This is a genomic window from Rhizobium sp. P1_E6 (assembly GCF_056405875.1).
In genome coordinates, this window is record NZ_JBFUBG010000028.1 from 14,629 (window position 1) to 39,893 (window position 25,265).

Genomic DNA, 25,265 nt, shown 5'->3' on the forward strand with positions numbered 1-25,265 from the left:
GGCAGGAAAGCAATGGCTCAATCCTACGACGTCATCGTCATCGGTTCCGGTCCCGGCGGTTATATCGCCGCCATCCGCGCCGCGCAGCTCGGCCTCAAGGTCGCTTGCGTCGAGCGCGAGCATCTCGCCGGCATCTGCTCCAATTGGGGCTGCATTCCGACCAAGGCGCTGCTGCGCTCGGCTGACGTCCTGCATACCGCCCAGCACGGCAAGGATTACGGCCTGGTGCTGGAAGGCACGATCAAGCCAGATATCAAGGCGATCGTCACTCGCTCGCGCGGCATCGCACACCGCATGAACAACGGCGTCGGCTTCCTGTTCAAGAAGAACAAGGTCGATGTCATCTGGGGTGAGGCAAAGATCACCAAGCCCGGCGAAATTCTCGTTTCCAAGACGACGAAGAAGCCGATGGAGCCGATGGGTCCGGTGCCGAAGAACGCGCTGGGCGAGGGCACCTACACCGCCAAACACATCATTGTCGCGACCGGTGCCCGTCCACGTGCGCTGCCGGGCATCGAGCCGGATGGCAAGCTCATCTGGACCTATTTCGAAGCAATGAAGGCTGACGAACTTCCGAAGTCTCTGCTTGTCATGGGCTCGGGCGCAATCGGCATCGAATTCGCAAGCTTCTACCGCACCATGGGCGTCGACGTCACCGTCGTCGAAATCATGAGCCAGGTCATGCCGGTCGAAGATGCGGAAATCTCTGCGCTCGCCAAGAAGCAGTTCGAGCGTCAGGGTATGAAGATCCACCTCGAGGCCAAGGTCGCCAAGGTGGAGAAGGGTGCCAACTCGATCACCGCCACCATCGAAAAGAAGGACGGCACGACCGAGACGATCACCGCGGACCGCATGATTTCGGCCGTCGGCGTGCAGGCCAATGTCGAAGGCATCGGCCTTGAGGCTGTCGGCGTCAAGATCGACCGCGGCTTCATCGTCATCGATGGCTACGGCAAGACCAACGTGCCCGGCATCTACGCAATCGGTGACGTCGCTGGTGCGCCGCTTCTGGCCCACAAGGCGGAGCATGAAGGCGTCGTCTGCGTCGAGAAGATTGCCGGCCTTCCGAACGTTCATCCGATGGACAGGCTGAAAATCCCTGGCTGCACCTATTGCAACCCGCAGGTCGCCTCCGTCGGTCTCACCGAAGCCAGGGCCAAGGAGCAGGGCCGCGATATCCGCGTCGGTCGCTTCCCCTTCAGCGCCAACGGCAAGGCCGTCGCACTCGGCGAAGACCAGGGCCTCGTCAAGACGATTTTCGACAAGAAGACCGGTGAACTGCTCGGTGCCCATATGGTTGGCGCCGAAGTCACCGAACTCATCCAGGGCTTCGTCGTCGCCATGAACCTGGAGACGACGGAAGAAGAACTGATGCATACGATCTTCCCGCATCCGACCATTTCGGAGACGATGAAGGAAAGCGTGCTCGATGCTTACGGCCGCGTTTTGAACGCTTGATAATTTCCTCGTGCGCCCTCTATCCCGGCGTGGCGTAACGCTATCGCCCGAGATGGAAAATCCATTCCCTCCCGGGGTGGAAAAAACGAAAGGAAATCATCATGTCTATGAGCACGCAGTCGCTTCTCATCTTTCTGCTGATCGGTCTGGTCGCGGGCTTCCTTGCGAGCCTGGTCGTCGGCGGGGGTGGGTTGATACGGTGCCTCCTGAGCGGCATCATCGGCGCGTTCGTGGGCGGGTTTCTGTTCAATGCTCTGGGGATTTCGCTGGGCATTGAAAATGCATTGGTGGTTCAGATCATCCACGCCACTGTCGGCGCCATCGTTGTGGTGCTGATCGCAAGGGCGATAGCGTAGGGCATTAAGAAATATGGAAGGCATCGGCTGGATTTCGGCAATCATCGTCGGCGGACTTGCGGGCTGGCTCGCAGGAAAGCTGATGGAAGCGCGCTACGGCATTCTGCTGAACATCGTGCTCGGCATTGTCGGCTCGGTCGTCGCCACCGCCATCCTGGCGCAGTTCCATATCGAGGTAGCCGGCGGAAGGTTCGGCTACTTCGTGACGGGCTTCATCGGCGCCTGCCTGCTGATATTCTTCGCGCGGCTGGTTCGAAGATAGGGCGCGAAGACAGGGCGCATCACCGTTGAGATCGAAAGATTTGAATTACGGCGTGATGCGCAATATGACAATCCGGGCCGCATGGAGCGGCGGAAAGTTGAACTGACATGGTCACCATCCTCGACACGATCAATCCTGACGTAAAGCGTGTGCGGCATCCGGAAAAGGCGCATCGCCCGGATACGGAAGTCCTGCGCAAGCCGGAATGGATCCGCGTGAAGGCGCCGACCTCGAAAGGTTATGCCGAAACCCGCTCGATCGTGAAGGAAAACAAGCTCGTCACCGTCTGCGAAGAAGCGGGCTGCCCGAATATCGGCGAATGCTGGGACAAGAAGCACGCCACCTTCATGATCATGGGCGARATCTGTACGCGCGCCTGCGCCTTYTGCAACGTCGCGACCGGCARGCCGAACGCGCTCGACATGGCGGAACCGGAGAATGTCGCCAAGGCCGTCAAGCAGATGGGCCTGAGCCACGTCGTCATCACSTCWGTCGATCGTGAYGATCTGGAAGAYGGYGGCGCCGAGCATTTCGAAAAGGTGATCTGGGCAATCCGCGCCGCWTCRCCGCTGACGACSATYGARATCCTGACRCCCGACTTCCTGAAGAAGCCCGGTGCCYTGGAGCGYGTCGTYGCCGCCAAGCCMGACGTCTTCAACCACAACATGGAAACGGTSSCCGGCAACTACCTGACAGTCCGGCCCGGCGCCCGCTACTTCCACTCCATCCGCCTGCTGCAGCGCGTGAAGGAACTCGACCCGACCATGTTCACCAAGTCAGGCATCATGGTCGGGCTCGGCGAAGAGCGCAATGAAGTGCTCCAGCTCATGGACGACCTGCGCACCGCTGATGTCGACTTCCTGACGATCGGCCAGTATCTGCAGCCGACCCGCAAACATCACGCGGTCATGAGCTTCGTTACGCCGGAGGAATTCAAATCCTATGAGACGGTCGCCTATACCAAGGGCTTCCTGATGGTTGCCTCCAGCCCCCTGACCCGTTCTTCCCACCATGCCGGCGACGACTTCGCCCGGCTGAGGGCTGCCCGCGAGAAGAAGCTGCTGATGGCAGCGGAGTAAGAGCCTACCCCTTGTTTTTGATGGGACCGCGGCGCTTTTCGCCGCGGTTTTTCTTTGTGCGGTTGACTGTCATCACCAGTTCACGCGAAGCAGTTAGCAAGCACGCCGTTCTTCGCGGTCGAGCCTGCGTGCGAAGGCGATCCTGTCTAAAGCGAGTTTGCCATGCATCAAGTGACGACGTCGCCTGAACCCATTCGTGCGGTCTCTATTGCCGAGGCTACAGCCATCATTCCCCGTGCCGAACGCATCCTGATTTTTGGTTGCTCCGGCACTGGTAAGTCGACACTTGCCCAGGCGCTCGCAAGCCGTTTAAAGCTGACCTACGTGTCCATGGACCGCGACATCTTCTGGCTGCCCGGTTGGAAGTTGCGACCACGCGAAGAATCCGTTCAACGGATCCGCGACGCCGTGGCAGGTGAACGCTGGATCATGGACGGCAACAGCCCGAGCACATTGCCAATCCGACTGGCGCGCGCCGATATGGTGCTCTGGCGGCGGCCGCCGCGCAGCGTTGCCGTGCGCGGCGTGCTCGGTCGTTGGTGGAAATATCGCGGCCAGACCCGACCGGAAATGGCGCCAGGCTGYCCTGAGCAGATCGATCTGCAATTCCTGCAATACATCTGGACGTTCGAAAAGCGAGAGGCGCCGCAATTCGAGGCGATGCTGGCAAGCCACGGCCGTGGCATCCCGGTTCTGACGCTCGAGTCCTTCAGGGAGAGCGACGAACTGCTTTCCCTGCTGCCTGCTTAAACGGGTAAGAAGGTACTCGCAATGGAACGGCAAACCGACGATGCAATCCACTATGTGGACGACGCCTTTGGCGCCGGGCATATCCGCAATGCAAGGCGCATCATGGTCATCGGCTGTTCGGGTGGCGGCAAGTCGACGCTTGCACAGAAGCTGGCGCACAGTTTCGACCTGACCTATTTCTCGATCGACCGCGATATTCTCTGGCTGCCGGGTTGGGTGGAGCGCAGCAGGGAGGAGCAGCGTGAGCGGATCGTCGAAAGGATTGCCGGCGAGCGCTGGATCATGGATGGCACCAATCCCTCCACGTTCGATATCCGCCTGCCGCGCACCGATATCGTCATCTGGGTCCGGATGCCGCGCCTGCTGTGCGTCTGGGGAGTCGTGACCCGCTGGCTGAAGCATATCGGCCGCACACGCCCGGAAATGGCACCCGGCTGCATCGAGAAGGTCGACTGGCAGTTTCTGGAATTCATCTGGACTTTCGAGAAAAAGTTCTTGCCGCGCGTGACATCAGCGATTGCTGCCCACGGACCGCATGTGCCCGTTTTGCAGGTGAAATCCCGCCGCCAGATGCGGGCGCTTCTTGATCTTCTCGGTGTGCCGGCTTAACTGCGCTTCATGCCGCAATTCGAAACGCATCGCCCTGTACCGCACACGCCCGACCAGATGTTCGACCTCGTCGCAGATGTCGAGCGCTATCCGCAATTCCTGCCGCTCTGCGAAGCCCTCTCGGTGAAGAACCGCAAGGAGCGTGACGGCAAGGAGCTGCTGATCGCCGACATGACGGTCGGCTACAAGGCGATCCGCGAAACGTTCACGACCCAGGTCCTGCTCAACAGGCCCGAGCGCGTCATCGACGTCAAATATATCGACGGTCCGTTCCGCTACCTCGACAACCGCTGGCGGTTCGTCGAGGCTGATGGAGGCGGCTGTACGGTCGATTTCTTCATCGACTATGAGTTCAAGAGCCGCATTCTCGGCGCGCTCATGGGGTCAATGTTCGACAGGGCCTTCCGCATGTTCACGGACGCCTTCGAAAAACGGGCGGCGACGATCTACAGCTGACCAGGAAAGGCTTTAACTCAGCGATCGAAGAAATGGTCGAAAATCTGCGTCGCGGGATAGGCGTAGGAGCCACGGTCGGTGAAGCTGTAGCGATAGAGGCAGCCTCTGAGCGCCGCATTGTAAATCAGACTGGTGGTATCAGGCGATCCGCGATAGCCCAGCGCTTCCGGCTGGCAGCGGCGGAGCGCATGGTCGTATTTGCGCAGCAGAACGGGGTCGGAATCCACCCGCACGCCACCATAAACCTGATAGTTGGATGGTGCTTCAGCCGCCGAAACGCAGGCGAGGCTCAAGACGACACCGATGCATGCCAAGTATCTCATTTGACCGTTCCTTCAAAATCGGCTCTTGCCTACACGCGGCAGAAACCGAAATTCCTGCCTTTTGTTCCTTCACTCAATATCACGCAATTTCAATAACCATTTGAAGTGCAGTCCGGATTGTTGCCAGGCGGATTTCCGTGCGGCCAATGTCGCCGTAAAGCATCTTACGATGGACGAGCTTACCCGAACGTGATTTCGCCGCAAGATGTACCAACCCGACAGGCTTTTCGGGCGATCCGCCGCCGGGGCCGGCAATGCCTGTCACGGCTACCGCCAGCTCGGCGCGCGAGCGGAAGAGGGCGCCATGCACCATCTGCAGCGCCGTCTCCTCAGAAACTGCGCCGAAGTCGCTAAGCGTTTTGTCCTGCACACCGAGCATCTGCATCTTGGCAATGTTCGTATAGGTCACGAAACCACGGTCGATGACGGCCGACGATCCGGAGATTTCCGTGAGCGCGCCGGCAATCAGGCCGCCGGTGCAGGATTCCGCCGTCGAGACCATCAGGCCGGCATCCGTGAAATCGCGGATGATGCTTTCCGCCATTGCAGTGATGTCAGCAGGAAACAGGCTCATCGCTTTCTGCCTCCATAGACGACGGTCGCGGTTGCGATCGCGGCGATACCTTCGCGGCGGCCGACGAAACCGATCGTCTCATTGGTGGTGGCTTTCACCGAGCAGCGCTCGATGTCGATGCCGAGAAATTCGGAGAGATTGGCGCGCATGACCTCGCGATGCGGCCCGACCTTCGGCGCTTCGGCAATCAGTGAGACATCCGCATTGGTGATGGTGCCGCCGTGATTGCGCACGATCTTTGCGGCATGTTCGATGAAGATGCGGGAGGCGGCACCCTTCCATTGCGGATCGGACGGCGGGAAATGATCGCCGATATCGCCGGCACCGCAAGTGGCCAGCAGCGCATCCGTCAGCGCATGCAACGCGACGTCAGCATCCGAATGGCCCTTGAGCTTCTGGTCATGCGGAATGAAAACGCCGCAGAGCGTCACTCCATCGCCGGGCTCGAGTTGATGCACGTCATAGCCGTTGCCGGTGCGCACATCGGGAACATGCGCGCCCGACAGCTTGTCGTCGGCCATGGCTATATCGCTCCGGACTGTCAGCTTGACGTTGGTAGGTGCGCCTTCGATGACGGTCACGGGGATATCGAGCCACTCGGCGATCGACGCATCGTCGGTGAAATCCGTCCTGCCGCTGGCGGCGGCCTTCTCATGCGCGTCGAGGATGGTGGCAAAGTCGAAGGATTGCGGCGTCTGAGCCGCATAGAGCTGGTCGCGCGGGATGGTCTTGACCACGATCCCATCGCTTCCTGCCTGCTTCAGCGTGTCGGCGACCGGCGTTGCCGGAAGGACTGCGGGCGCGCCCGCCGAAAGCGTATCGGCGATCCGGTCGAGAAGCTGGTGATCAAAGAAGGGGCGCACCGCATCATGGATCAGCACATGGCTAACGCCCTTGTCCTTGAGGTGCCGCAGGCCGGCCAGCACGGATTGCTGCCTTGTGGAACCGCCATGAACCGTCTCGATCGGCGTTGCGGAGATGATGTGCCGGAACGCTCTTGCAAAGAGTGCTTCGTCATCGGGGTGGATGACGACGACGATGTGCGTCGCTGATTCCCATGTCATAAAGTTTTCAAGCGTATGAACGATAACCGGCTTGCCGCCGACCATCCGGTACTGCTTGGGGCCTTCCTCTGACGATCCGGCGCGTTCGCCGCGGCCCGCCGCAACGACGACAATTCCAGCCGATATCGGTTGCTTAGTATGCATTTGCAGCATAAATCCCTGAAATACGCGGAATGGATGTCAGTTGCTCTATCGTCTTGCTCGGACCTTTTCCAGCATTTGCCCAAAAAATATCAATTCGGTCTCGACCCTCTTGGCAAGCCGCAGAACTATGGCTAAAAATAATGCAGTTACATGGTGTGCCTGAAAGATAATCATTTGATTTCCAAGGATCTCGCAGCGCCTTTCCGAATCGGACCCGTGTCCGTGCGGAACCGCGTTGTGCTTGCGCCCATGTCGGGTGTCACGGACATGCCGTTCCGCGAGCTGGCCTGGCGTTATGGCGCGGGCCTCGTCGTCACCGAAATGGTGGCAAGCCGGGAACTGGTGAACGATACCGCCGAATCCTGGTCGCGCCTGCGGGCTGCCGGCTTTCGTCCGCACATGGTTCAACTCGCCGGCCGCGAGGCACACTGGATGGCTGAAGCCGCCAAGGTCGCGGCCGATCATGGCGCCGATATCATCGACATCAACATGGGCTGCCCGGCCAAGAAGGTTATTGGCGGCTATTCCGGTTCGGCGCTGATGCGTGATCCCGATCACGCGCTTGGTCTTGTCGAGGCGACGGTCAAGGCGGTCGATATCCCGGTAACGCTGAAGATGCGCCTCGGCTGGGATGAGAACTCCATCAATGCGCCGCATATTGCAAAACGTGCGGAAGAGGCGGGCATCCAGCTCATCACCATCCATGGCCGCACCCGCATGCAATTTTATCAGGGCAGGGCGGATTGGGATGCGATCCGGCCCGTACGCGATGTCATTTCCGTGCCGTTGATTGCCAATGGCGATGTCGAGACGTCTGAAGATGCGCAGGAGATTCTGCGCCGTTCCGGCGCCGATGCCGTCATGATTGGCCGAGGCTCCCAGGGCAGGCCTTGGCACGCCGGCGTTCTTGCCGGTGCTCGCGAACCGTCGCGCGAGGAGATCGCCGCAATTGCCGTCGAGCACTATCGCATGATGCTGGAATTCTATGGCGAGGCCGTCGCCGTCAGGCATGCCCGCAAACATCTCGGCTGGTATCTGCAGCGCTTTGTGCCGGATCTGTCCAGCGAACAAAAGGCTGCGATCATGACATCGCGCGATCCTGACGATGTCATCGCCCGCTTCGGCGATGCGATGGCCGCAGATGCATTTGAACGGCGGGAGGCGGCATGAGCACAGACGTCACACCTTCATCCGAGAATGCGGTCAATGCTGTCGCCATGGCAGTGCTGAACGCCATCCAGAATCCGGTCGTCATGGTGGATGAGGGCGGCTTCATGGTCTTTGCGAACTGGGAGGCGGAAGCCTTCTTCGGCGCCAGTGCTGCTCATCTTTCCCGCTATCGCATCTCGACTTTCATTCCCTTCGGCAGCCCGCTTCTGGCGCTCATCGATCAGGTGCGCGAACGCAAGGCGCCGGTCAACGAATACCGGGTGGACCTGAGCTCGCCCCGCCTCGGTCAGGACAAGCTCGTCGATCTCTATGTGGCCCCCGTCGTGACCGAGCCGGGTTCGGTGGTCATCGTCTTCCAGGAACGGTCGATGGCAGACAAGATCGACAGGCAACTGACGCATCGTGCTGCTGCGCGTTCGGTCACGGGTCTCGCCTCCATGCTCGCGCATGAGATCAAGAACCCGCTCTCCGGCATTCGTGGCGCCGCCCAGCTTCTCGAACAGTCCGTCATCGATGACGACCGCGCGCTGACCCGGCTGATCTGTGACGAGACGGACCGTATCGTCTCGCTTGTCGATCGCATGGAAGTGTTTTCCGACGAACGGCCGGTCGACCGCGTGCCCGTCAACATCCATTCCGTCCTCGACCATGTGAAGGCCGTTGCCAAGGCAGGCTTTGCTCGCAATATCCGCGTGACCGAGAACTACGACCCCTCGCTGCCGGCCGTTTACGCCAATCGCGATCAGCTCGTTCAGATCTTCCTCAATCTCGTGAAGAATGCCGCCGAGGCCGTCGGCGATCGCCAGGATGGCGAGATCATCCTGACGACGGCCTATCGTCCCGGCATCCGGCTGTCTGTCGCCGGCACGCGCGAGAAAATCTCGCTGCCGCTGGAATTCTGCGTCATCGACAATGGTCCCGGCGTGCCGACGGACCTGCTGCCGCATCTTTTCGACCCCTTCATCACCACCAAGACGAATGGCAGCGGTCTCGGCCTTGCCCTCGTTGCCAAGATCATCGGCGATCATGGCGGCATCATCGAATGCGACAGTCAGAACAACCGCACGATTTTTCGCGTCCTCATGCCGGCCTCCAAGGATGCCTCGCTTGATGATGCCGGTATTGCAAGCTCGACAGGACCCAATAGATGACAGCTACGATCCTCGTTGCAGATGACGATGCGGCCATCCGCACGGTGCTCAATCAGGCCTTGAGCCGCGCCGGTTATGATGTGCGCATTACCTCCAATGCCGCAACGCTGTGGCGCTGGGTGTCGGCCGGCGAGGGCGATCTCGTCGTGACCGACGTGGTCATGCCTGATGAAAACGCCTTCGATCTTCTGCCCCGCATCAAGAAGGCGCGGCCGGACCTTCCGGTTCTCGTCATGAGCGCGCAGAACACCTTTATGACGGCGATCAAGGCATCGGAAAAAGGCGCCTATGACTATCTGCCGAAGCCTTTCGACCTGACCGAACTGATCGGCATTATCAGCCGGGCGCTCGCCGAACCGAAGAGAAAACCCGCCAAGCTCGACGACGACACACAGGATGGCATGCCGCTCGTCGGCCGTTCGGCGGCGATGCAGGAAATCTACCGCGTTCTCGCTCGTCTCATGCTGACGGACCTGACGCTGATGATCACCGGCGAATCCGGCACCGGCAAGGAATTGGTCGCCCGCGCGCTGCATGACTACGGCAAGCGCCGCAACGGCCCTTTCGTCGCCATCAACATGGCGGCCATCCCGCGCGATCTTATCGAATCCGAGCTTTTCGGCCACGAGAAGGGCGCCTTCACCGGCGCGCAGACCCGCTCCACCGGCCGTTTCGAACAGGCGGAAGGCGGCACGCTGTTCCTCGATGAAATCGGCGACATGCCGATGGATGCTCAGACACGCCTTCTGCGCGTGCTGCAGCAGGGCGAATATACGACTGTCGGTGGTCGCACGCCGATCCGCACCGATGTGCGCATCGTCGCGGCGACCAACAAGGATCTGAAGCAGGCGATCAACCAGGGCCTCTTCCGCGAGGATCTCTATTATCGCCTCAACGTCGTGCCGCTCCGCCTGCCGCCGCTGCGCGACCGCGCGGAGGATATCCCCGACCTCGTCCGTCATTTCGTCCAGCAGGCCGAAAAGGAGGGCCTCGGCTCCAAGCGTTTCGACCAGGAAGCGCTGGAACTGATGAAGGCCTATGCCTGGCCGGGCAACGTGCGCGAGCTGGAAAACCTCATCCGCCGCCTGATGGCGCTTTATCCACAGGATGTCATCACCCGCGAAATCATCGATGCCGAGCTTCGCTCCGATGTTCCAGACAGCCCGATCGAGAAGGGGCCGATCCGCAGCGGCACGATGACGATCGCCCAGGCGGTCGAAGAAAACATGCGCACCTATTTCGCGAGCTTCGGCGAGAACCTGCCGCCGCCCGGCCTGTATGACCGCGTACTGACGGAAATGGAATATCCGTTAATACTTGCAGCACTGACGGCCACCCGCGGCAACCAGATCAAGGCGGCCGATCTCCTGGGCCTGAACCGCAATACGCTGCGCAAAAAGATCCGCGAACTTGGCGTTTCCGTCTACAGAAGCTCGCGCACAGCCTGACCTTCGACCTTGACATTGTGGCGAAGTGCGTTGCATTTTCGCCACAATGCGTTGCTTAAAGGTCACGCATAGGGTTTGGACATTTGCCCACGGTCGAGTCGTTTGAGCGCCGGTTTTTCGTAAACCGGCGGCTTTCGGTTTCTATTGAATGCGGCAATCGAAGAGAGGCTGGATGAACGAGGAAGGGGTGTCGGCGGAAACGGCGAACGAGGCGGTGACAATGGTGACCGACCGTCGTGCCCTGTTTGCCGTGCCCGGCCTGGTGCTTGCCGGCGGCGCGCTTGTCTGCGCGACCGTAACGCTCTTCGTGCTGCTCGGCGTAACGCCGATTGCCCCGACCTCGCACGTCGTCATCGGCTCCGTCGTCATCAATTCTTTCTTCGTGCTCGGGCTTATCGCGCTAATCGGCCGCGAGTTTGCGCGGCTTTTCAAGGCCCGTACACGCGGCCGCGCCGCCGCACGCCTGCATATCCGTATCGTCGTGCTCTTCTCGATCGTCGCGATCACGCCGGCGATCCTTGTGGCGATCTTTGCCAGTATCACGCTGAATGCCGGCCTTGACCGCTGGTTTGCGCTCAGAACCCAGGCGATCGTCAGTTCGTCCCGCAATATCGGCCAGGCCTACATGCTGGAAAACGCCAGCTATCTGCAGGGTCAGACGGTTTCGATGGCAAACGATCTCGAGCGTAACCGCGCGCTCTACAGCCTGGACAAGACTGGCTTCGGCGAGTTGATGACCCGTCAGGCAAGGGGCCGCGGTCTTCTCGGCGCCTTCCTTGTCGAGCGTGACGGCTCGGTGATCGTCCAGGCCGATATCACCACGGAAAAGCCGCTGCCCGCCATCCCGCAGGATGCACTGGAGAAGGCGGCCGCCGGCCAGCCGACGCTCATTCCGCCTGGCGTAACGAACCTCGTTGGCGCGATCATCCGGCTTGAGACGATACCCGGAACCTTCCTCTATACGGTGCGCGCGGTCGACCCCAAGGTCATGAATGCCATGCGCATGATGGAGGAGAACGCCACCGAATACCGATCCATGGAGGCCGGCCGCGTTTCGCTGCAGATCGCCTTTGCGGTTCTCTATATCGGTTTTGCGCTGATCGTGCTGCTTGCGGCGATCTGGACCGCAATTGCCGTGGCCGATCGTATCGTGCGACCGATTCGCCTGCTGATTACCGCTGCCGACAGCGTCGCATCCGGCAATATGGATATCGTCGTACCCGTTCATGCGGTCGATGGCGACGTCGCCAGTCTTTCGCGCACCTTCAACAAGATGATCTCGGAAATCCGCACGCAGCGCGACGAGATCCTTGAGGCGAAGGACGAGGTAGATGACCGCCGCCGCTTCATCGAGGCCGTTCTGTCGGGTGTCACCGCGGCCGTCATCGGTGTCGAGCAGGACCGGCGCGTCACCATCGTCAACAGTTCGGCCGAAACGCTGATGGCACTGCACGCTGACGAGATGCTTGGAAGGCAGCTGTCGGAAGTCGCGCCTGAAGTGGATCAGGTGCTGACGGAGGCGGCCTCACGCCACCGTGGCGATTTCCGCAAGCAAATCGCGCTGGTGCGTAGCGGCACGGTGCGCACGCTGAGCGTCCAGGTGACCCGCGAGGAAGTGCGCGATTTGAGCGAATCCTATGTCATCACGCTGGATGACATCACCGATCTCGTCATTGCTCAGCGCTCCACCGCCTGGGGCGATGTCGCCCGCCGAATCGCTCACGAGATCAAGAATCCGCTGACGCCGATCCAACTGTCGGCCGAGCGTATCCAGCGTCGCTACGGCAAGCAGATCGACGAGAATGATCGCGCCRTCTTCGACCAGTGCACGGATACGATCATCCGCCAGGTAGGCGATATCGGCCGCATGGTCGACGAGTTCTCCGCATTTGCCCGCATGCCGAAGCCAACGAAGGAGCCGAGCGATCTGCGCTCCATCCTCCACGACGCGATTTTCCTGCGGGAGATGGGCAACAACCATATCGCCTTCCTGCAGGACCTCGGCGAGGAGCGGCTGGAGGGCATGTTCGACAGCCGCATGCTGGGGCAGGCCTTCGGCAATCTCATCAAGAACGCCGTGGAAGCGATCGAGGCCGTGCCGAGCGAGGAGCGTGAAGAGCGCAAGATACTCGTGCGCACCTCCCTGGACGAGGCGCGCGACCGCTTTACGGTCGATATCATCGACAATGGCCGCGGCCTGCCGGTCGAGAACCGCCACAGCATTCTGGAACCCTATATGACGATGCGCGAGAAGGGCACCGGCCTCGGCCTCGCCATCGTCAAGAAGATCATCGAGGAACATGGCGGGCAGCTCGAACTGCATGATGCGCCCGCAGATTTCGACCAGGGAAGAGGAGCCATGATCCGCGTGCATTTGCCACGCCGGGATGTGGCCACAGCCTTGGCAGCCAATGACAAGGAAAGCGTTTATGGCCTCTGATATTCTCGTCGTCGACGATGAGCATGACATTCGTGAGATCGTCGCCGGTATCCTGTCGGACGAGGGCCACGAAACCCGCATGGCCCATGACAGCGATAGCGCGCTCGCAGCGATTTCAGATCGCGTGCCGCGTCTCGTCTTCCTCGATATCTGGATGCAGGGCAGCAAGCTCGACGGCCTCTCGCTGCTGGACGAGATCAGGACGCGCCATCCCGAGCTCCCGGTGGTAATGATCTCCGGCCACGGCAATATCGAGACGGCTGTCTCTGCCATCAAGCGAGGTGCCTTCGACTTCATCGAAAAGCCGTTCAAGGCCGACCGCCTGATTCTGATTGCCGAGCGCGCGCTGGAAAATTCCAAGTTGAAGCGCGAGAACATCGAGCTGAAGCGCCGCGCCGGCGATGCGCTTGAGTTGATCGGCACGTCGGTCGCCGTTTCGCAGCTGCGCCAGACGATCGAAAAGGTCTCGCCCACCAACAGCCGCATCATGATCCTCGGCGCATCCGGTTCCGGCAAGGAGCTGGTGGCACGGATGATCCATAAGAAGTCGGCCCGCGCCAACGGTCCTTTCGTCGCCATCAACGCTGCCAACATCACGCCGGACCGTATGGAAGTGGCGCTGTTCGGCACTGAGGGCGCACCGGGGCAGGCGCGCAAGATCGGCGCGCTGGAAGAGGCTCATCGCGGCATCCTCTATCTCGACGAAGTTGGCGAAATGCCGCGCGAGACGCAGAACAAGATCCTGCGCGTGCTGGTCGACCAGCAGTTCGAGCGTGTCGGCGGTTCCAAGCGCGTGAAGGTCGATGTGCGCATCATCTCCTCGACCGCCTATAATCTGGAAAGCCGCATCGCCGAGGGCTGGTTCCGCGAGGATCTCTATCATCGCCTCGCCGTCGTGCCGGTTCGCGTACCGCAGCTTGCCGAGCGCCGTGAGGACATTCCGTTCCTTGTCGACCAGCTCATGCGCCAGATTTCCGAACAGGCAGGCATCCGGCCGCGCCGCATCGGCGATGACGCCATGGCCGTGCTGCAGGCCCACGACTGGCCGGGCAATATCCGCCAGCTCCGCAACAATATCGAGCGGCTGATGATTCTTGCCCGTACCGACGGTCCGGATGCGCCGATCACGGCGGATATGCTGCCGACCGATCTCGGCGACATGCTGCCGAAGGTTTCGGCCAAGAACGATTATCACATCATGACGCTGCCGCTGCGCGAAGCCCGCGAGATGTTCGAGAAGGATTACCTGATCGCCCAGATCAACCGCTTCGGCGGCAACATCTCCCGCACGGCCGAATTCGTGGGCATGGAGCGCTCGGCGCTGCACCGCAAGCTGAAGTCGCTCGGCGTCTGACTTTTTTCCGGCGCGGCTCATGTGGCGCAGGCTCCTACCTTTTGCCCCCCAAGCAGGTTTTCAATGCCAAGAATCGCCTATGTGAATGGACGCTACGTGCCGCATTCCGACGCCGCGGTGCATATAGAGGACAGAGGCTATCAGTTCGCTGATGGCGTCTATGAAGTCTGCGAAGTCCGTCACGGCCTGATTGTCGACCTTACCCGGCATCTGAACCGGCTCGACCGTTCGCTGGGGGAACTGCGCATCGCCTGGCCGATGAGCCGTGCGGCGTTGACCCAGGTGATTCGCGAGACGCTGCGCCGCAACCATGTCCACAACGGCCTTTTCTACTTGCAGGTAACGCGCGGCGTTGCCCGCCGCGACCATGTCTTTCCCGCCGAAGGGACGCCGCCATCCATCGTCATCACTGCCAAGAGCACGGATCCGTCTGTTATCGCGAAAAAGAATACGACCGGCATCAAGGCGATTACCATTCCCGACAACCGATGGGACCGAGTCGACATCAAGACAGTCGGACTGCTGTCGAACGCTCTCGCGCGTCAGCAGGCGAAGGAAGCCGGCGCTCAGGAAGCAATCTATATCGACGCGGACGGCATGGTGAAAGAGGGGGCCGCGACCAACGTATGGATCGTCGATGCCGACGGTACACTGGTAACGCGACCTGCCGAACATGGCATCCTGCGCGGCATCACCCGCACGACTCTGATCGACGTCGCAGCCAAATTGGAGGTTGATATCGTCGAGCGGAAATTCTCCGTTTCGGAGATGATGGCCGCCCGTGAGGTTTTCATCACCGCGGCTACAAGCATTTGTTTTCCAGTGGTTTCCATTAACGGACAGGCGATTGCGAATGGTCATCCGGGAAGCCTCTCGCAGAATATTCGGGAAGCCTTTTTCGACGTTGCGGAAAAGATTACGATTTGATACCAAGATTTGCTGGGCAGGTGGAATGAGGGTGCCACCTGCCTTGCTGATGAGGTTGATTGATATTCTACCGGCTTGATCAGGCCGGCAATAAAGAAAGAAGCGGCGCGATGGCGGAACGTTCTCAGAATCTGCAGGACTTATTTCTCAATACTGTACGCAAGCAAAAGATTTCCCTGACAATCTTTCTGATTAACGGCGTGAAACTCACGGGTGTTGTCACCTCTTTTGACAATTTCTGTGTTCTTCTTCGCCGTGACGGCCATTCGCAGCTCGTGTATAAACACGCGATCTCGACCATCATGCCTGGTCAGCCAATGCAGATGTTCGAGAGCGAAGAAGCAGCGTCCTAACCAAGGCCAGCCGTCATTTCGACACGCGATACAAAGAACGATTCCATCATCCCTGAAGCCGCCAAGCACAGGGATGATATGCGCGCGACTGTCGTCGTGCCGGTGCTGAAGTCGCGTTCGCGTGGCGGTCAGACTGACTCGGCTTCGACCCGCACTCCCGAAAGCCGTCTCGACGAAGCGACGGGCCTTGCCCAGGCAATCGACCTCGATGTCGTGAACGCCTCCATCGTATCCGTCAACGATCCGCGTCCGGCAACACTTCTCGGAACGGGTAAGATCGAGGAAATCAAGCACCTGCTCGATGAGCGCGATTCCGGTCTCGTGATCGTCGATCATCCTCTGACGCCGGTGCAGCAGCGCAATCTCGAAAAGGAATGGAACGCCAAGGTTATCGACCGGACGGGCCTGATCCTTGAAATTTTCGGCCGCCGCGCTTCCACCAAGGAGGGCACGCTGCAAGTCGATCTTGCGCATCTGAACTATCAGAAGGGCCGTCTGGTCCGAAGCTGGACCCACCTTGAACGCCAGCGCGGCGGTGGCGGCTTCATGGGTGGTCCGGGTGAAACCCAGATCGAAGCCGACCGGCGCATGCTGCAGGACCGTATCATCAAGCTCGAGCGCGAGCTGGAGCAGGTGGTGCGCACCCGCCAGCTTCACCGCGCCAAGCGCCGGAAGGTGCCGCATCCGATCGTGGCGCTCGTCGGTTATACCAACGCCGGCAAGTCGACACTATTCAATCGCATTACCGGGGCAGGGGTTCTCGCTGAAGACATGCTCTTTGCGACGCTCGACCCGACCCTGCGCCGCATGAAGCTGCCGCATGGCCGCACCGTCATCCTCTCCGATACCGTCGGTTTCATCTCCGATCTGCCGACCCATCTGGTCGCCGCCTTCCGCGCGACGCTGGAAGAAGTGCTGGAAGCCGATCTCGTCCTGCATGTCCGCGACATGTCTGACGTGGACAATCAGGCCCAGAGCGCCGACGTGCTGCGCATCCTCAACGATCTCGGCATTGACGAGGCCGAAGGCGAGCGCCGCATTCTCGAAGTCTGGAACAAGATCGACCGGTTGGAACCCGAAGCCCATGACGCCATGGTGCAGAAGTCCTCCGGCATGAAGAATGTCATTGCCGTTTCCGCCATCAGCGGCGAAGGCGTGGACAGGCTTATGGATGAAATCAGCCGCCGTTTATCCGGCGTCATGACGGAAACGACTGTCACGCTGCCGGTCGACAAGCTGGCGCTGCTGCCCTGGCTTTACGACCATGCCATCGTCGATAGCCGCGAAGACAATGACGATGGCTCGGTGACGCTGGAACTGCGCCTGTCTGAGACGGAAGCCACCGAGCTTGAGCGTCGCGTCGGGCATGGTCCCAAGCCTGCAAAGGAAGACTGGGACCGGTAAGGCACCGATTGTTCGGTGCTTCACTCCGCCCCAGCCACCACAGCCCGCTCGATCGCCTTGGCCGCCTGCCAGATCTCTTCCATGCGTTCCAGGCTGGCTGCCTCCAGCGTCTCACCTTCTGCATCAAGAACCTGTTCGATATGATTGAATCGACGTCGGAACTTCGTATTCGTGCCGCGCAGCGCCTGTTCCGGATCGGCCTTCACATGCCGGCCGATGTTGACGATGGCGAAGATCAGGTCTCCGAGTTCGTCGCTGACCTTTGATTTATCGCCCTCGCGCAGTGCAACACGCAGCTCGTCGACCTCTTCCTCGATCTTGTCGAGGATCGGCTCAGGTGCCGACCAGTCGAAACCGACCTTGGCAGCGCGTTCCTGCAGCTTCAGAGCTTCCGTCAGCGCCGGAAAGCTGCGTTGCACCGAGCCGAGGAAGCCAGCCTTGAAATCTTCTGTGATGCCCCGCAGCGCCCGGCGTTCGGCGCGCTCGCGCTTTTCGGCCTGTTTGATATTGTCCCACTGCTTCTTCACGGCGTCGGGCGTATCCGCATCCGAGCGGGCAAAGACATGCGGGTGGCGACGGATCATCTTGCGGGTAATGGCTTCCACCACATCGCCGAAGGAAAACTCGCCTTCTTCCTCGGCCATGCGCGCATGAAAGACCACCTGCAGCAGCAGGTCGCCGAGCTCATCGCAGAGATCGTCCATATCCTTGCGCTCGATCGCATCGGCAACCTCATAGGCCTCCTCCATCGTATAGGGCTTGATGGTCTCGAAATTCTGCTCGATGTCCCACGGGCAGCCGGTTTCGGGATTACGAAGTGCCGCCATGATCTCGATCAGGCGCGAAATGTCTTTCGAAGGTTCCATGGTCTCTCAGCTCAGCGGAATGTCGTTGGCGCTTTTGGTGGCCTGATAGGTATCGGAAAGGGCGGCGTAGCGCGATTTGATCCGCGCTGCCTGCGCCTTGAGTTCAGCCTTCAGCGGAGCATCCTCGGTCTCGACGAGATCGGCGACCGCAAAGCTCTTCCAGAAAGCGTTTTGCCGCCTGTAGCCGCCGGGCTCCAGCCCGAAAACTTCCTTCAGGATCTTCAGATCATGCGGGATCGCGAAACTGTCGCGCGAATCCTCATGGCTGAAAAAATAATAGAAGTTGTCGAACCCGGCCCAGGTGATCGCCGACATGCACATGGTGCAGGGTTCATGAGTAGAGAGGAAAATCAGGTCCTTCGTCGCCGGTTTATCGTCAAGCTCGTAGAAGCGCTTCAGTGTGTGCACTTCGCCGTGCCAGAGCGGATTTTCGAGCTCGTTATTGGTCTCGGCGACGATGAGCGACAGATCGGATTTGCGCAGGATCGCTGCACCGAACACTTTGTTGCCGGAAGCGACGCCAAGTTCCGTCATCGGCAGGACGTTCTCTTCCATGACCTGTAGAAGGCGGGAGGCGATTGTCTTTTCCGGCATGAAAATCTCCTGTTCGGCTCATCCTATCGCCCATCGGAATGAAGCGGAATGCATAAGTCCGGCACTCGGGACTTTGCCACAGGCTTTATCGCTTCACCCGTTGGCATCGGGCAAAAAGCTGCAATAACGGCTCAAGATATGTGCTTTTTGCGCCGCACGGGTCAGTTTTCTCAAATCATTGATCAACCGGGTAAAAGAATACGCGACTGGCCGGCCTTTGGAATTCTGTTTCTTCAATCGGCTGTCCGAAGAATGCATATTCTGGCAACTTCGAAGTGGATTGAGAATGCCTCCCAGGACTGAACAGCTTTCGGTATTTCCCGCCTTCTTTCGCGTGGAAGGTCGGACTGCGACCGTTTTTGGCAATGGCGATGAAGCGTTCGCCAAGGTCCGCCTGCTCTTGAACACGCAGGCACGCATTATCGCGCATGCCGATCGCCCGGAAGCCGATTACCACGCTTTTCTGATTGCCAACCGCATCGAGACTGTCCGCGAAGCTTTTGCGCCCGAACAGGTCGAGGGTGCCGTACTGGTGTTTGCTGCAACCGGTGACGCGGAACGGGATCGCCGTATCGTTGACGCAGCCCGTGCCGTGAAGATCCCGGCCAATGCCGTCGACCAGCCCGACTATTGCGATTTCTACACGCCCGCTCTCGTCAATCGTGCGCCTGTTGCCGTTGCGATCGGTACCGAAGGGGCAGGGCCGGTGCTGGCGCAGATGATCCGCGCCCAGATCGATCAGCTCCTGTCGCCCTCGCTCGGCCGACTCGCCGCTCTGGCGACCAGCTATCGCAAGGCCGTCGAACACGTCGTTCCGCGTGGCGTTTCCCGCCGCATCTTCTGGCGCCGTTTCTTCTCCGGCCCGGTTGCCGATGCTGTCGCTAACGGTAACCTGCCACAGGCGCGCCGCGCCGCCAATGGCCTGTTGCGCTCGCTGGATCGCGTTGAAGGCCGCGTCTGGCTGGTCGGCGCCGGTCCCGGTGCCGAAGATCTCCTGACCTTGCGCGCCCAACGCGTGATGATGGAAGCCGATGTCATCGTCTATGACGCGCTCGTGCCGCAGGTAATCGTCGATATGGGCCGCCGCGATGCCGAGCGTCTCTCGGTCGGCAAGCGCAAGGGCTGCCATTCGAAGTCTCAGGAAGAGATCAACGACCTCTTGGTAGATCTCGGCCGCCAGGGAAAACGCGTCGTGCGCCTGAAGAGCGGCGATCCGCTGGTCTATGGCCGGGCAGGGGAAGAGATGGCAGCGCTGCGCGCCGCAGGCATCTCCTATGAGATCGTGCCCGGCATCACCTCCGCCTTTGCCGCGGCTGCCGATTTCGAGTTGCCGCTGACGTTGCGCGGTGTTGCCTCGTCGCTGGTATTCACGACCGGACATGATCTGACGGGTGACGTTCTGCCAGACTGGGCGAGCCTTGCGGTCTCGGGTGCCACGATCGCCGTCTATATGGGCCGCACGGTCGCAGCCTCCGTCGCAGAACGCCTGATGCAGGCCGGTATTCCCTCGGAAACCACGGTCGCCGTGATCGAGAATGCCAGCAGGGCTGACCGCCGACTTTTGCATGGAATCTTACGCGATCTTCCTGATCTGCAGCACCGTGATGAGTTGACCGGGCCGGTTATGGTCATTATCGGCGATGCGGTCGCAGGAGCCAATTTCGAACTGTCCGAACCGCTGGTGCGCGAACGTATCAGGTTCGATGAACTTGTAAGGAGCTGACATGGTAGACAAGGTTCTGACCGCCAATCGCCTGACCGACGGCATTGCCGTCTGGCTGAACGCCAATGGCGAATGGGTGACCTCGTTGCAGGAGGCCCTCGTCGCCCGCCATGCCGAAGCCGTCGCCGCACTCGAGGAGATCGGCAAGAAATCCTATGCCGACAACAAGGTCGTTGACGTTGCTGTCGTCGACGTTCAGGAAACCAACGGTCAGCTCTGGCCGTTGCGCCTGCGCGAGCGCATCCGCGCTCAGGGCCCAACCATGGAATATGCGCCTGGCTACAAGCCGGCCGATCCCGAATTCATTGCAGTCTGAGGAAGACGATGTACCGTTACGACGAATTTGACCACGCCTTTGTCGCCGAGCGCGTCGAACAGTTTCGCGACCAGGTCCAGCGCCGCCTTTCCGGCGAACTGGCCGAGGACGCATTCAAGCCGCTGCGCCTGATGAACGGAGTCTACCTGCAGCTTCACGCCTACATGCTGCGCATCGCCATTCCCTACGGCACGCTGAGCTCGCGCCAGGTACGCATGCTCGCCCATATCGCCCGTACCTATGACCGCGGCTACGGCCACTTCACCACACGTCAGAACCTGCAGTTCAACTGGCCGAAACTGTCAGATATTCCCGATGCGCTTGCCGACCTTGCGAGCGTTGAGATGCACGCGTTGCAGACCTCGGGCAACTGCATCCGAAACGTAACCGCCGATCACTTCGCAGGCGCCGCCGCCGACGAGGTTGCCGATCCGCGCCCTTACGCCGAAATTCTGCGCCAATGGTCGTCGGTTCATCCGGAATTTTCCTTCCTGCCGCGCAAGTTCAAGATTGCCGTCACCGGCGCGGAGCGCGACCGCGCCGCAATCCAGGTCCACGATATCGGTCTGCATCTGAAAAAGAACAACAAGGGCGAGATCGGCTTTGCTGTCTATGTTGGTGGTGGTCAGGGCCGTACGCCGATGATCGCAAAGCTGATCCGCGACTTCCTGCCCAAGGAAGACCTGCTTTCTTACACCACCGCCATCGTGCGCGTGTACAATCTGCATGGCCGCCGTGATAACAAGTACAAGGCGCGTATCAAGATCCTCGTGCACGAGACCGGCGCCGAAGAGCTTGCCCGCCAGGTCGAGGCTGAATTTGCACAGCTGAAGGATTCCGAGCTGAAGCTGCCGGAACAGGACGTACAGGCAATTGCCGCCTACTTCGCGCCGCCGGCCCTGCCGGAACGTGCCGAGGGCTGGGAAAACCTTGCTCGCTGGAAGAAGGCCGATGCAGCTTTTTCGCGCTGGGTGCAGCAGAATGTCCAGCCGCACAAGAACCCCGATTACGGCATGGTGACGATCTCGCTGAAGCCGATCGGCGGCATTCCGGGTGATGCGTCCGATTCGCAGATGGATGCCATTGCCGATATCGCCGAGGAATATGCCTTCGACGAAATCCGCGTCAGCCACGAACAGAACCTCATCCTGCCGCATGTCGCACTTGCCGACCTCGAAGCCGTCTATCGCGGGCTCGTGGCGATCAATCTGGCTGAAGCCAATGCCGGCCTGATCACCGATATCATCGCCTGTCCGGGGCTGGACTATTGCGCGCTCGCCAATGCGCGCTCCATTCCGCTCGCCCAGGAAATCTCCCGGCGTTTCGGCGATGCGGCGCGTCAGGCTGAGATCGGCGAGCTGAAGATCAAGATCTCCGGCTGCATCAATGCCTGTGGCCATCACCATGTCGGCCATATCGGTCTTCTGGGCGTGGAAAAGAAGGGTGCAGAACTCTACCAGATCACGCTTGGCGGCTCCGGCGACGAACACACCTCGATTGGTGAAATCATCGGCCGCGGCTTCGAGCCGGATAAGGTGACGGATGCGATCGAGACTATCGTCGAGACCTATCTGCGCCTGCGCCTTGATGCGTCCGAAATCTTCCTTGCAGCCTATCGTCGCGTTGGTCCGCAGCCTTTCAAGGAAGCGCTCTACGGCTCGGCGGCGGAAGCGGCATAAGGAGAGGATGATGACGAAGATCTGGAGAGAGACCGGGTTTGTCGAAAACGATCCCTGGGTGATCGAGACCGACGAGGTGAAGGCATCTGGCGATCAGAAGCCGCTTTTGACCCTCGACGAGCTGATTGCTAAAGCCGACGAGAGCAATGATGTCGGCTTCGGCGTGCTGATCAAGCCGGCGGACGATGTCCTGAAGCTGGAGCCATATCTCTATCGCCTGGAGATCGTGGCTGTGGCATTCCCGGCCTTCAACGATGGCCGTGCCTTCAGCCATGCTTCGCTGCTGCGCCAGCGTCTCGGCTTTACCAACGAACTGCGTGCAGTCGGCGACGTGCTGATCGACCAAGTGCCGCTGATGCTGCGCGTCGGTATCGACAGTTTCGCCGTCACCAACGAGACGGCGATCCGCCGCCTGTCGGAAAAGCGCTTGCCGTCCATTCCGCATCATTATCAGCCGGCGGTGCGTGACGCCGAAGCCGGCAAGGGCTATAGTTGGCGCCGTCAGGCAAAGCCGGCCGCTTGAGGCTGCTGGTTCTGCCGTCTTTTTGATGACGGAACGATAGCATGAGCAAATTCGAAGTGGCGGTGATCGGCGGCGGTCTCGCCGGCATGATCGCCGCAGTCGCCATGGCGCGCGGCGGTCGCAACGTGGCGCTGGTCGCCCCTCCATCCCCCAAGGAAGATCGCCGCACCACGGCCCTGATGGACCAGTCGATTCGCTTTCTGGATCGGCTGACACTTTGGGAAAAACTGCGCCCGGCAGCCGCACCGCTCACCAGCATGCGCATCATCGACGGCACCAACCGTCTGCTGCGTGCGCCGACCACGACCTTCCGCTCCGCCGAAGTCGGGCTGGGTGCCTTTGGCTACAATTTCCCGAACAAGGCGCTGATGGATGTGCTCGAGGCTGCCGTCGCCGCCGAAGGCAATATCACCCGTTTCACCGCCATGGCTGAAACGATCGGGATCATGCCGGAGGCCGTGTCGATCACGCTCGCCGGCGGCGAAGAGATCAGTGCCGATTTTGCTATCGGTGCCGACGGCCGCAAATCCAAGCTGCGGGAGACTGCCGGTATCGACGTGCGCACCTGGTCCTATCCGCAATCGGCCATGGTGCTGAATTTCGCGCACACGCTGCCGCACCAGAATATCTCCACAGAGTTCCACACGGAGCATGGGCCATTCACGCAGGTGCCGCAGCCGGGCAATCGCTCCAGCCTCGTCTGGGTGCAGAATCCTTCCGATGCAGCAGCCCGCATCGAGCTTTCGCTCACTGAGCTCGGCAATGTCGTGGAAGAGCGTATGCAGTCCCTGCTTGGCGAGGTCAGTGTGGAGGAAGGCGTCCAGATCTGGCCGCTGTCTGGCATGATGGCGCATCGCTTCGGCAAGGGCCGCATCGCGCTGATCGGCGAGGCCGCCCACGTCTTCCCGCCGATTGGTGCGCAGGGCCTCAATCTCAGCCTCCGCGATATCATGGCGCTGACGGATCTTCTGTGCTCGCGCGCGGAATTGCCTGTTCCCGCCGATGCCGGCACCAGCTTCGACCGCAAGCGCCGCGCCGATATCATGACGCGCACCGCAAGTGTCGATCTGCTGAACCGTTCACTGTTGTCCGATTTTCTTCCCGTTCAGATGCTGCGCGCCGCAGGCCTGCATGTCTTGTCGGCTATTCCGCCGTTACGCAACATCGTTATGCGCGAAGGCATCGAGCCGGGCCGCGGCTTCCGGGATATTCCGGACGCGATCAAGGAACGCTTAAAGCGGAAGAAAGCGTGATTTAGCGTAGCCAGCAGAGAGCGGGGACCGTCGTATCTGGCCCCGTTCACACGGGGCTCGTGTTCAAACCCCGCGTGCGCGGAACGCGGAGATCGTTGCTGCCGGATTTGCCTATAGCCGTTAAACTGAAGTTCGGCCGCCGGATGTGGCATTGCTGGCGGAGGAGAGGAAATCATCCTCCGCGCTTGGAATCTTTCCATTGGGCGTCAGATCGTCGACGGCTTTGGGCAGGTCGTTGGCAAGACGCCCCAGGATTTCTTCACGGGACAACCCTGTTTTCGCCGCGAGCTCATTCAGCACATCCGGGCCCAAAGCCTCCTCTAGCTGGCCGCCATCGATGTTGGCGTTGGGGCCAGGCTTGACCCATGACTCGGCCTTGTCGCCGTGCCCGTTTTGCTGAAAAGTTTTGAGCAGATCGCCCAAGCCGCCACTGAGGATTCCGCCCGTCGTAAGGCCGCCCAAAAGATCGCCGAAACCACCCGAACCGCCGAACACGCCTCCGGCATTGCCAGCCTGCTCGCCTCCTGCACCAGTGCGCTGCGGATTCTGAATTCCTCGCAGCAGTTCGCCAATCTTGTCTCGGTTCTGATATCCCGCGATTGCAAGCACACCAAGAAGCGCCTTCAACGGTCCGCTCATCATGTCGGTTCTCCTCGTAGGGTCGTGGACACAGCAACCCTCAACTTTCGGAGAGCCTAATTGTTCCGCCGGGATCAGCCCTTACCGGGCGGCATCCATTTTTGTACGGGAAATGGATCGAGAGCCCACCGCTTCAAAACGTTGGCCGTAATTATTGAGCATCCATCAAGCTTGAGATTGGCTCCAGGCGAACGATGACTAGCGGACGCTTCCGGTAACCGATTCGTTGTCCGGCGCGACGGCCAGATTATAGCCCGAAAAGCCGGCCTGTAGGACGACAACCCACATCGCCATGGAAACGCCAACTGCAAAAATAAGATTCTTCAAGCGGCGAGACATCGACAACTCCA

28 protein-coding genes are annotated in these 25,265 nt (G+C 60.3%); 21 read left to right on the forward strand and 7 right to left on the reverse strand.

From position 1 onward, the window contains the following. Positions 1-12 precede the first annotated feature (12 nt). The 7 genes from lpdA to AC1D35_RS16020 all read left to right on the forward strand — a co-directional run bounded on the left by lpdA (position 13) and on the right by AC1D35_RS16020 (position 4,970). Entirely contained in the window at positions 13-1,458 is a 1,446-nt protein-coding gene (gene lpdA / locus AC1D35_RS15990) for a dihydrolipoyl dehydrogenase (RefSeq protein ID WP_113295617.1), read from the forward strand. A gap of 101 nt (positions 1,459-1,559) precedes the next feature. Then, positions 1,560-1,814, forward strand: a complete 255-nt coding sequence (locus AC1D35_RS15995) for a GlsB/YeaQ/YmgE family stress response membrane protein (protein ID WP_113295616.1) — start codon at positions 1,560-1,562, stop codon at positions 1,812-1,814. Positions 1,815-1,827: 13 nt separating this feature from the next. Further along, positions 1,828-2,076 (forward strand): GlsB/YeaQ/YmgE family stress response membrane protein, encoded by a 249-nt coding sequence (locus AC1D35_RS16000; protein WP_113295615.1) that lies wholly within the window; start codon positions 1,828-1,830, stop codon positions 2,074-2,076. A 107-nt stretch (positions 2,077-2,183) separates the two neighbouring features. Then, complete coding sequence (gene lipA, locus AC1D35_RS16005; RefSeq protein ID WP_477939059.1) at positions 2,184-3,155, forward strand: lipoyl synthase; 972 nt, start codon at positions 2,184-2,186, stop codon at positions 3,153-3,155. A 162-nt stretch (positions 3,156-3,317) separates the two neighbouring features. Then, positions 3,318-3,905: an AAA family ATPase gene (locus tag AC1D35_RS16010; RefSeq protein WP_113310141.1), complete on the forward strand. Its 588-nt coding sequence runs from the start codon at positions 3,318-3,320 to the stop codon at positions 3,903-3,905. Between the two features lie 21 nt (positions 3,906-3,926). After that, a complete protein-coding gene (locus tag AC1D35_RS16015) occupies positions 3,927-4,514 on the forward strand; it encodes a GTPase domain-containing protein (protein WP_113310140.1) in 588 nt (195 codons plus the stop codon). A gap of 9 nt (positions 4,515-4,523) precedes the next feature. After that, complete coding sequence (locus tag AC1D35_RS16020) at positions 4,524-4,970, forward strand: type II toxin-antitoxin system RatA family toxin (RefSeq protein WP_113310139.1); 447 nt, start codon at positions 4,524-4,526, stop codon at positions 4,968-4,970. A gap of 17 nt (positions 4,971-4,987) precedes the next feature. Here AC1D35_RS16020 and AC1D35_RS16025 read toward each other — a convergent pair whose 3' ends face one another. From AC1D35_RS16025 to AC1D35_RS16035, 3 genes are all read right to left on the reverse strand, one after another. Then, positions 4,988-5,293, reverse strand: a complete 306-nt coding sequence (locus AC1D35_RS16025) for a hypothetical protein (RefSeq protein ID WP_113295610.1) — start codon at positions 5,291-5,293, stop codon at positions 4,988-4,990. A gap of 79 nt (positions 5,294-5,372) precedes the next feature. Beyond that, positions 5,373-5,867: a CinA family protein gene (locus AC1D35_RS16030; RefSeq protein WP_113310138.1), complete on the reverse strand. Its 495-nt coding sequence runs from the start codon at positions 5,865-5,867 to the stop codon at positions 5,373-5,375. After that, the gene (locus AC1D35_RS16035; protein ID WP_113310137.1) at positions 5,864-7,084 is read right to left on the reverse strand and encodes a bifunctional 2-C-methyl-D-erythritol 4-phosphate cytidylyltransferase/2-C-methyl-D-erythritol 2,4-cyclodiphosphate synthase; all 1,221 of its coding nucleotides are present in this window, start codon (positions 7,082-7,084) and stop codon (positions 5,864-5,866) included. The genes AC1D35_RS16030 and AC1D35_RS16035 overlap by 4 nt, the downstream gene beginning before the upstream one ends. Positions 7,085-7,225: 141 nt before the next feature. Between AC1D35_RS16035 and dusB the strand changes: the two genes are divergently transcribed. The 8 genes from dusB to hflX all read left to right on the forward strand — a co-directional run bounded on the left by dusB (position 7,226) and on the right by hflX (position 17,322). After that, positions 7,226-8,245: a tRNA dihydrouridine synthase DusB gene (gene dusB, locus AC1D35_RS16040; RefSeq protein ID WP_113310136.1), complete on the forward strand. Its 1,020-nt coding sequence runs from the start codon at positions 7,226-7,228 to the stop codon at positions 8,243-8,245. Beyond that, positions 8,242-9,396 carry a two-component system sensor histidine kinase NtrB gene (locus AC1D35_RS16045; RefSeq protein ID WP_113310135.1) on the forward strand — a complete coding sequence of 385 codons (1,155 nt, stop codon included), beginning with the start codon at positions 8,242-8,244 and terminating at the stop codon, positions 9,394-9,396. Before dusB ends, AC1D35_RS16045 begins: the two co-directional genes overlap by 4 nt. Then, a complete protein-coding gene (ntrC, locus tag AC1D35_RS16050) occupies positions 9,393-10,844 on the forward strand; it encodes a nitrogen regulation protein NR(I) (protein ID WP_113295605.1) in 1,452 nt (483 codons plus the stop codon). Before AC1D35_RS16045 ends, ntrC begins: the two co-directional genes overlap by 4 nt. Before the next feature lie 172 nt (positions 10,845-11,016). Beyond that, complete coding sequence (locus tag AC1D35_RS16055; protein ID WP_477939064.1) at positions 11,017-13,284, forward strand: sensor histidine kinase NtrY-like; 2,268 nt, start codon at positions 11,017-11,019, stop codon at positions 13,282-13,284. Beyond that, positions 13,274-14,638, forward strand: coding sequence for a nitrogen assimilation response regulator NtrX (ntrX, locus tag AC1D35_RS16060; RefSeq protein ID WP_113295603.1), 1,365 nt, complete (start codon positions 13,274-13,276; stop codon positions 14,636-14,638). The genes AC1D35_RS16055 and ntrX overlap by 11 nt, the downstream gene beginning before the upstream one ends. Positions 14,639-14,701: 63 nt before the next feature. Further along, positions 14,702-15,565, forward strand: a complete 864-nt coding sequence (locus AC1D35_RS16065; RefSeq protein ID WP_113310134.1) for a D-amino-acid transaminase — start codon at positions 14,702-14,704, stop codon at positions 15,563-15,565. A 110-nt stretch (positions 15,566-15,675) separates the two neighbouring features. Further along, the gene (gene hfq / locus AC1D35_RS16070; RefSeq protein ID WP_003539403.1) at positions 15,676-15,918 is read left to right on the forward strand and encodes an RNA chaperone Hfq; all 243 of its coding nucleotides are present in this window, start codon (positions 15,676-15,678) and stop codon (positions 15,916-15,918) included. A 78-nt stretch (positions 15,919-15,996) separates the two neighbouring features. After that, on the forward strand, positions 15,997-17,322 hold the full coding sequence (gene hflX / locus AC1D35_RS16075) for a GTPase HflX (protein ID WP_113310133.1): 1,326 nt from the start codon (positions 15,997-15,999) through the stop codon (positions 17,320-17,322). A 20-nt stretch (positions 17,323-17,342) separates the two neighbouring features. Here hflX and mazG read toward each other — a convergent pair whose 3' ends face one another. Then, positions 17,343-18,188 carry a nucleoside triphosphate pyrophosphohydrolase gene (mazG, locus tag AC1D35_RS16080; protein ID WP_113310132.1) on the reverse strand — a complete coding sequence of 282 codons (846 nt, stop codon included), beginning with the start codon at positions 18,186-18,188 and terminating at the stop codon, positions 17,343-17,345. 6 nt (positions 18,189-18,194) lie between these two features. Beyond that, positions 18,195-18,782: a nucleoside deaminase gene (locus AC1D35_RS16085; RefSeq protein WP_113310131.1), complete on the reverse strand. Its 588-nt coding sequence runs from the start codon at positions 18,780-18,782 to the stop codon at positions 18,195-18,197. A gap of 48 nt (positions 18,783-18,830) precedes the next feature. Between AC1D35_RS16085 and AC1D35_RS16090 the strand changes: the two genes are divergently transcribed. Genes AC1D35_RS16090 through AC1D35_RS16115 form a run of 6 tightly spaced genes read left to right on the forward strand, consistent with a single transcriptional unit; the run spans position 18,831 to position 24,276 of the window. After that, positions 18,831-19,085 (forward strand): hypothetical protein, encoded by a 255-nt coding sequence (locus AC1D35_RS16090; RefSeq protein ID WP_113310130.1) that lies wholly within the window; start codon positions 18,831-18,833, stop codon positions 19,083-19,085. After that, positions 19,069-20,505, forward strand: coding sequence for a siroheme synthase CysG (cysG, locus tag AC1D35_RS16095; protein ID WP_113310129.1), 1,437 nt, complete (start codon positions 19,069-19,071; stop codon positions 20,503-20,505). Before AC1D35_RS16090 ends, cysG begins: the two co-directional genes overlap by 17 nt. 1 nt (position 20,506) lies before the next feature. Beyond that, on the forward strand, positions 20,507-20,821 hold the full coding sequence (locus AC1D35_RS16100; protein WP_113295596.1) for a DUF2849 domain-containing protein: 315 nt from the start codon (positions 20,507-20,509) through the stop codon (positions 20,819-20,821). 8 nt (positions 20,822-20,829) lie between these two features. After that, on the forward strand, positions 20,830-22,500 hold the full coding sequence (locus tag AC1D35_RS16105; RefSeq protein WP_113310128.1) for a nitrite/sulfite reductase: 1,671 nt from the start codon (positions 20,830-20,832) through the stop codon (positions 22,498-22,500). 10 nt (positions 22,501-22,510) lie between these two features. Continuing rightward, complete coding sequence (locus AC1D35_RS16110) at positions 22,511-23,023, forward strand: DUF934 domain-containing protein (RefSeq protein WP_113295594.1); 513 nt, start codon at positions 22,511-22,513, stop codon at positions 23,021-23,023. A 41-nt stretch (positions 23,024-23,064) separates the two neighbouring features. Next, positions 23,065-24,276 (forward strand): UbiH/UbiF family hydroxylase, encoded by a 1,212-nt coding sequence (locus AC1D35_RS16115; RefSeq protein ID WP_113310127.1) that lies wholly within the window; start codon positions 23,065-23,067, stop codon positions 24,274-24,276. Positions 24,277-24,396: 120 nt separating this feature from the next. Here the strand turns inward: AC1D35_RS16115 and AC1D35_RS16120 are convergent, their stop codons facing one another. Both AC1D35_RS16120 and AC1D35_RS16125 read right to left on the reverse strand, forming a co-directional pair. Further along, the gene (locus tag AC1D35_RS16120) at positions 24,397-24,918 is read right to left on the reverse strand and encodes a YidB family protein (protein ID WP_113295592.1); all 522 of its coding nucleotides are present in this window, start codon (positions 24,916-24,918) and stop codon (positions 24,397-24,399) included. A 195-nt stretch (positions 24,919-25,113) separates the two neighbouring features. Further along, the gene (locus tag AC1D35_RS16125) at positions 25,114-25,254 is read right to left on the reverse strand and encodes a hypothetical protein (RefSeq protein WP_162748546.1); all 141 of its coding nucleotides are present in this window, start codon (positions 25,252-25,254) and stop codon (positions 25,114-25,116) included. Positions 25,255-25,265 lie beyond the last annotated feature (11 nt).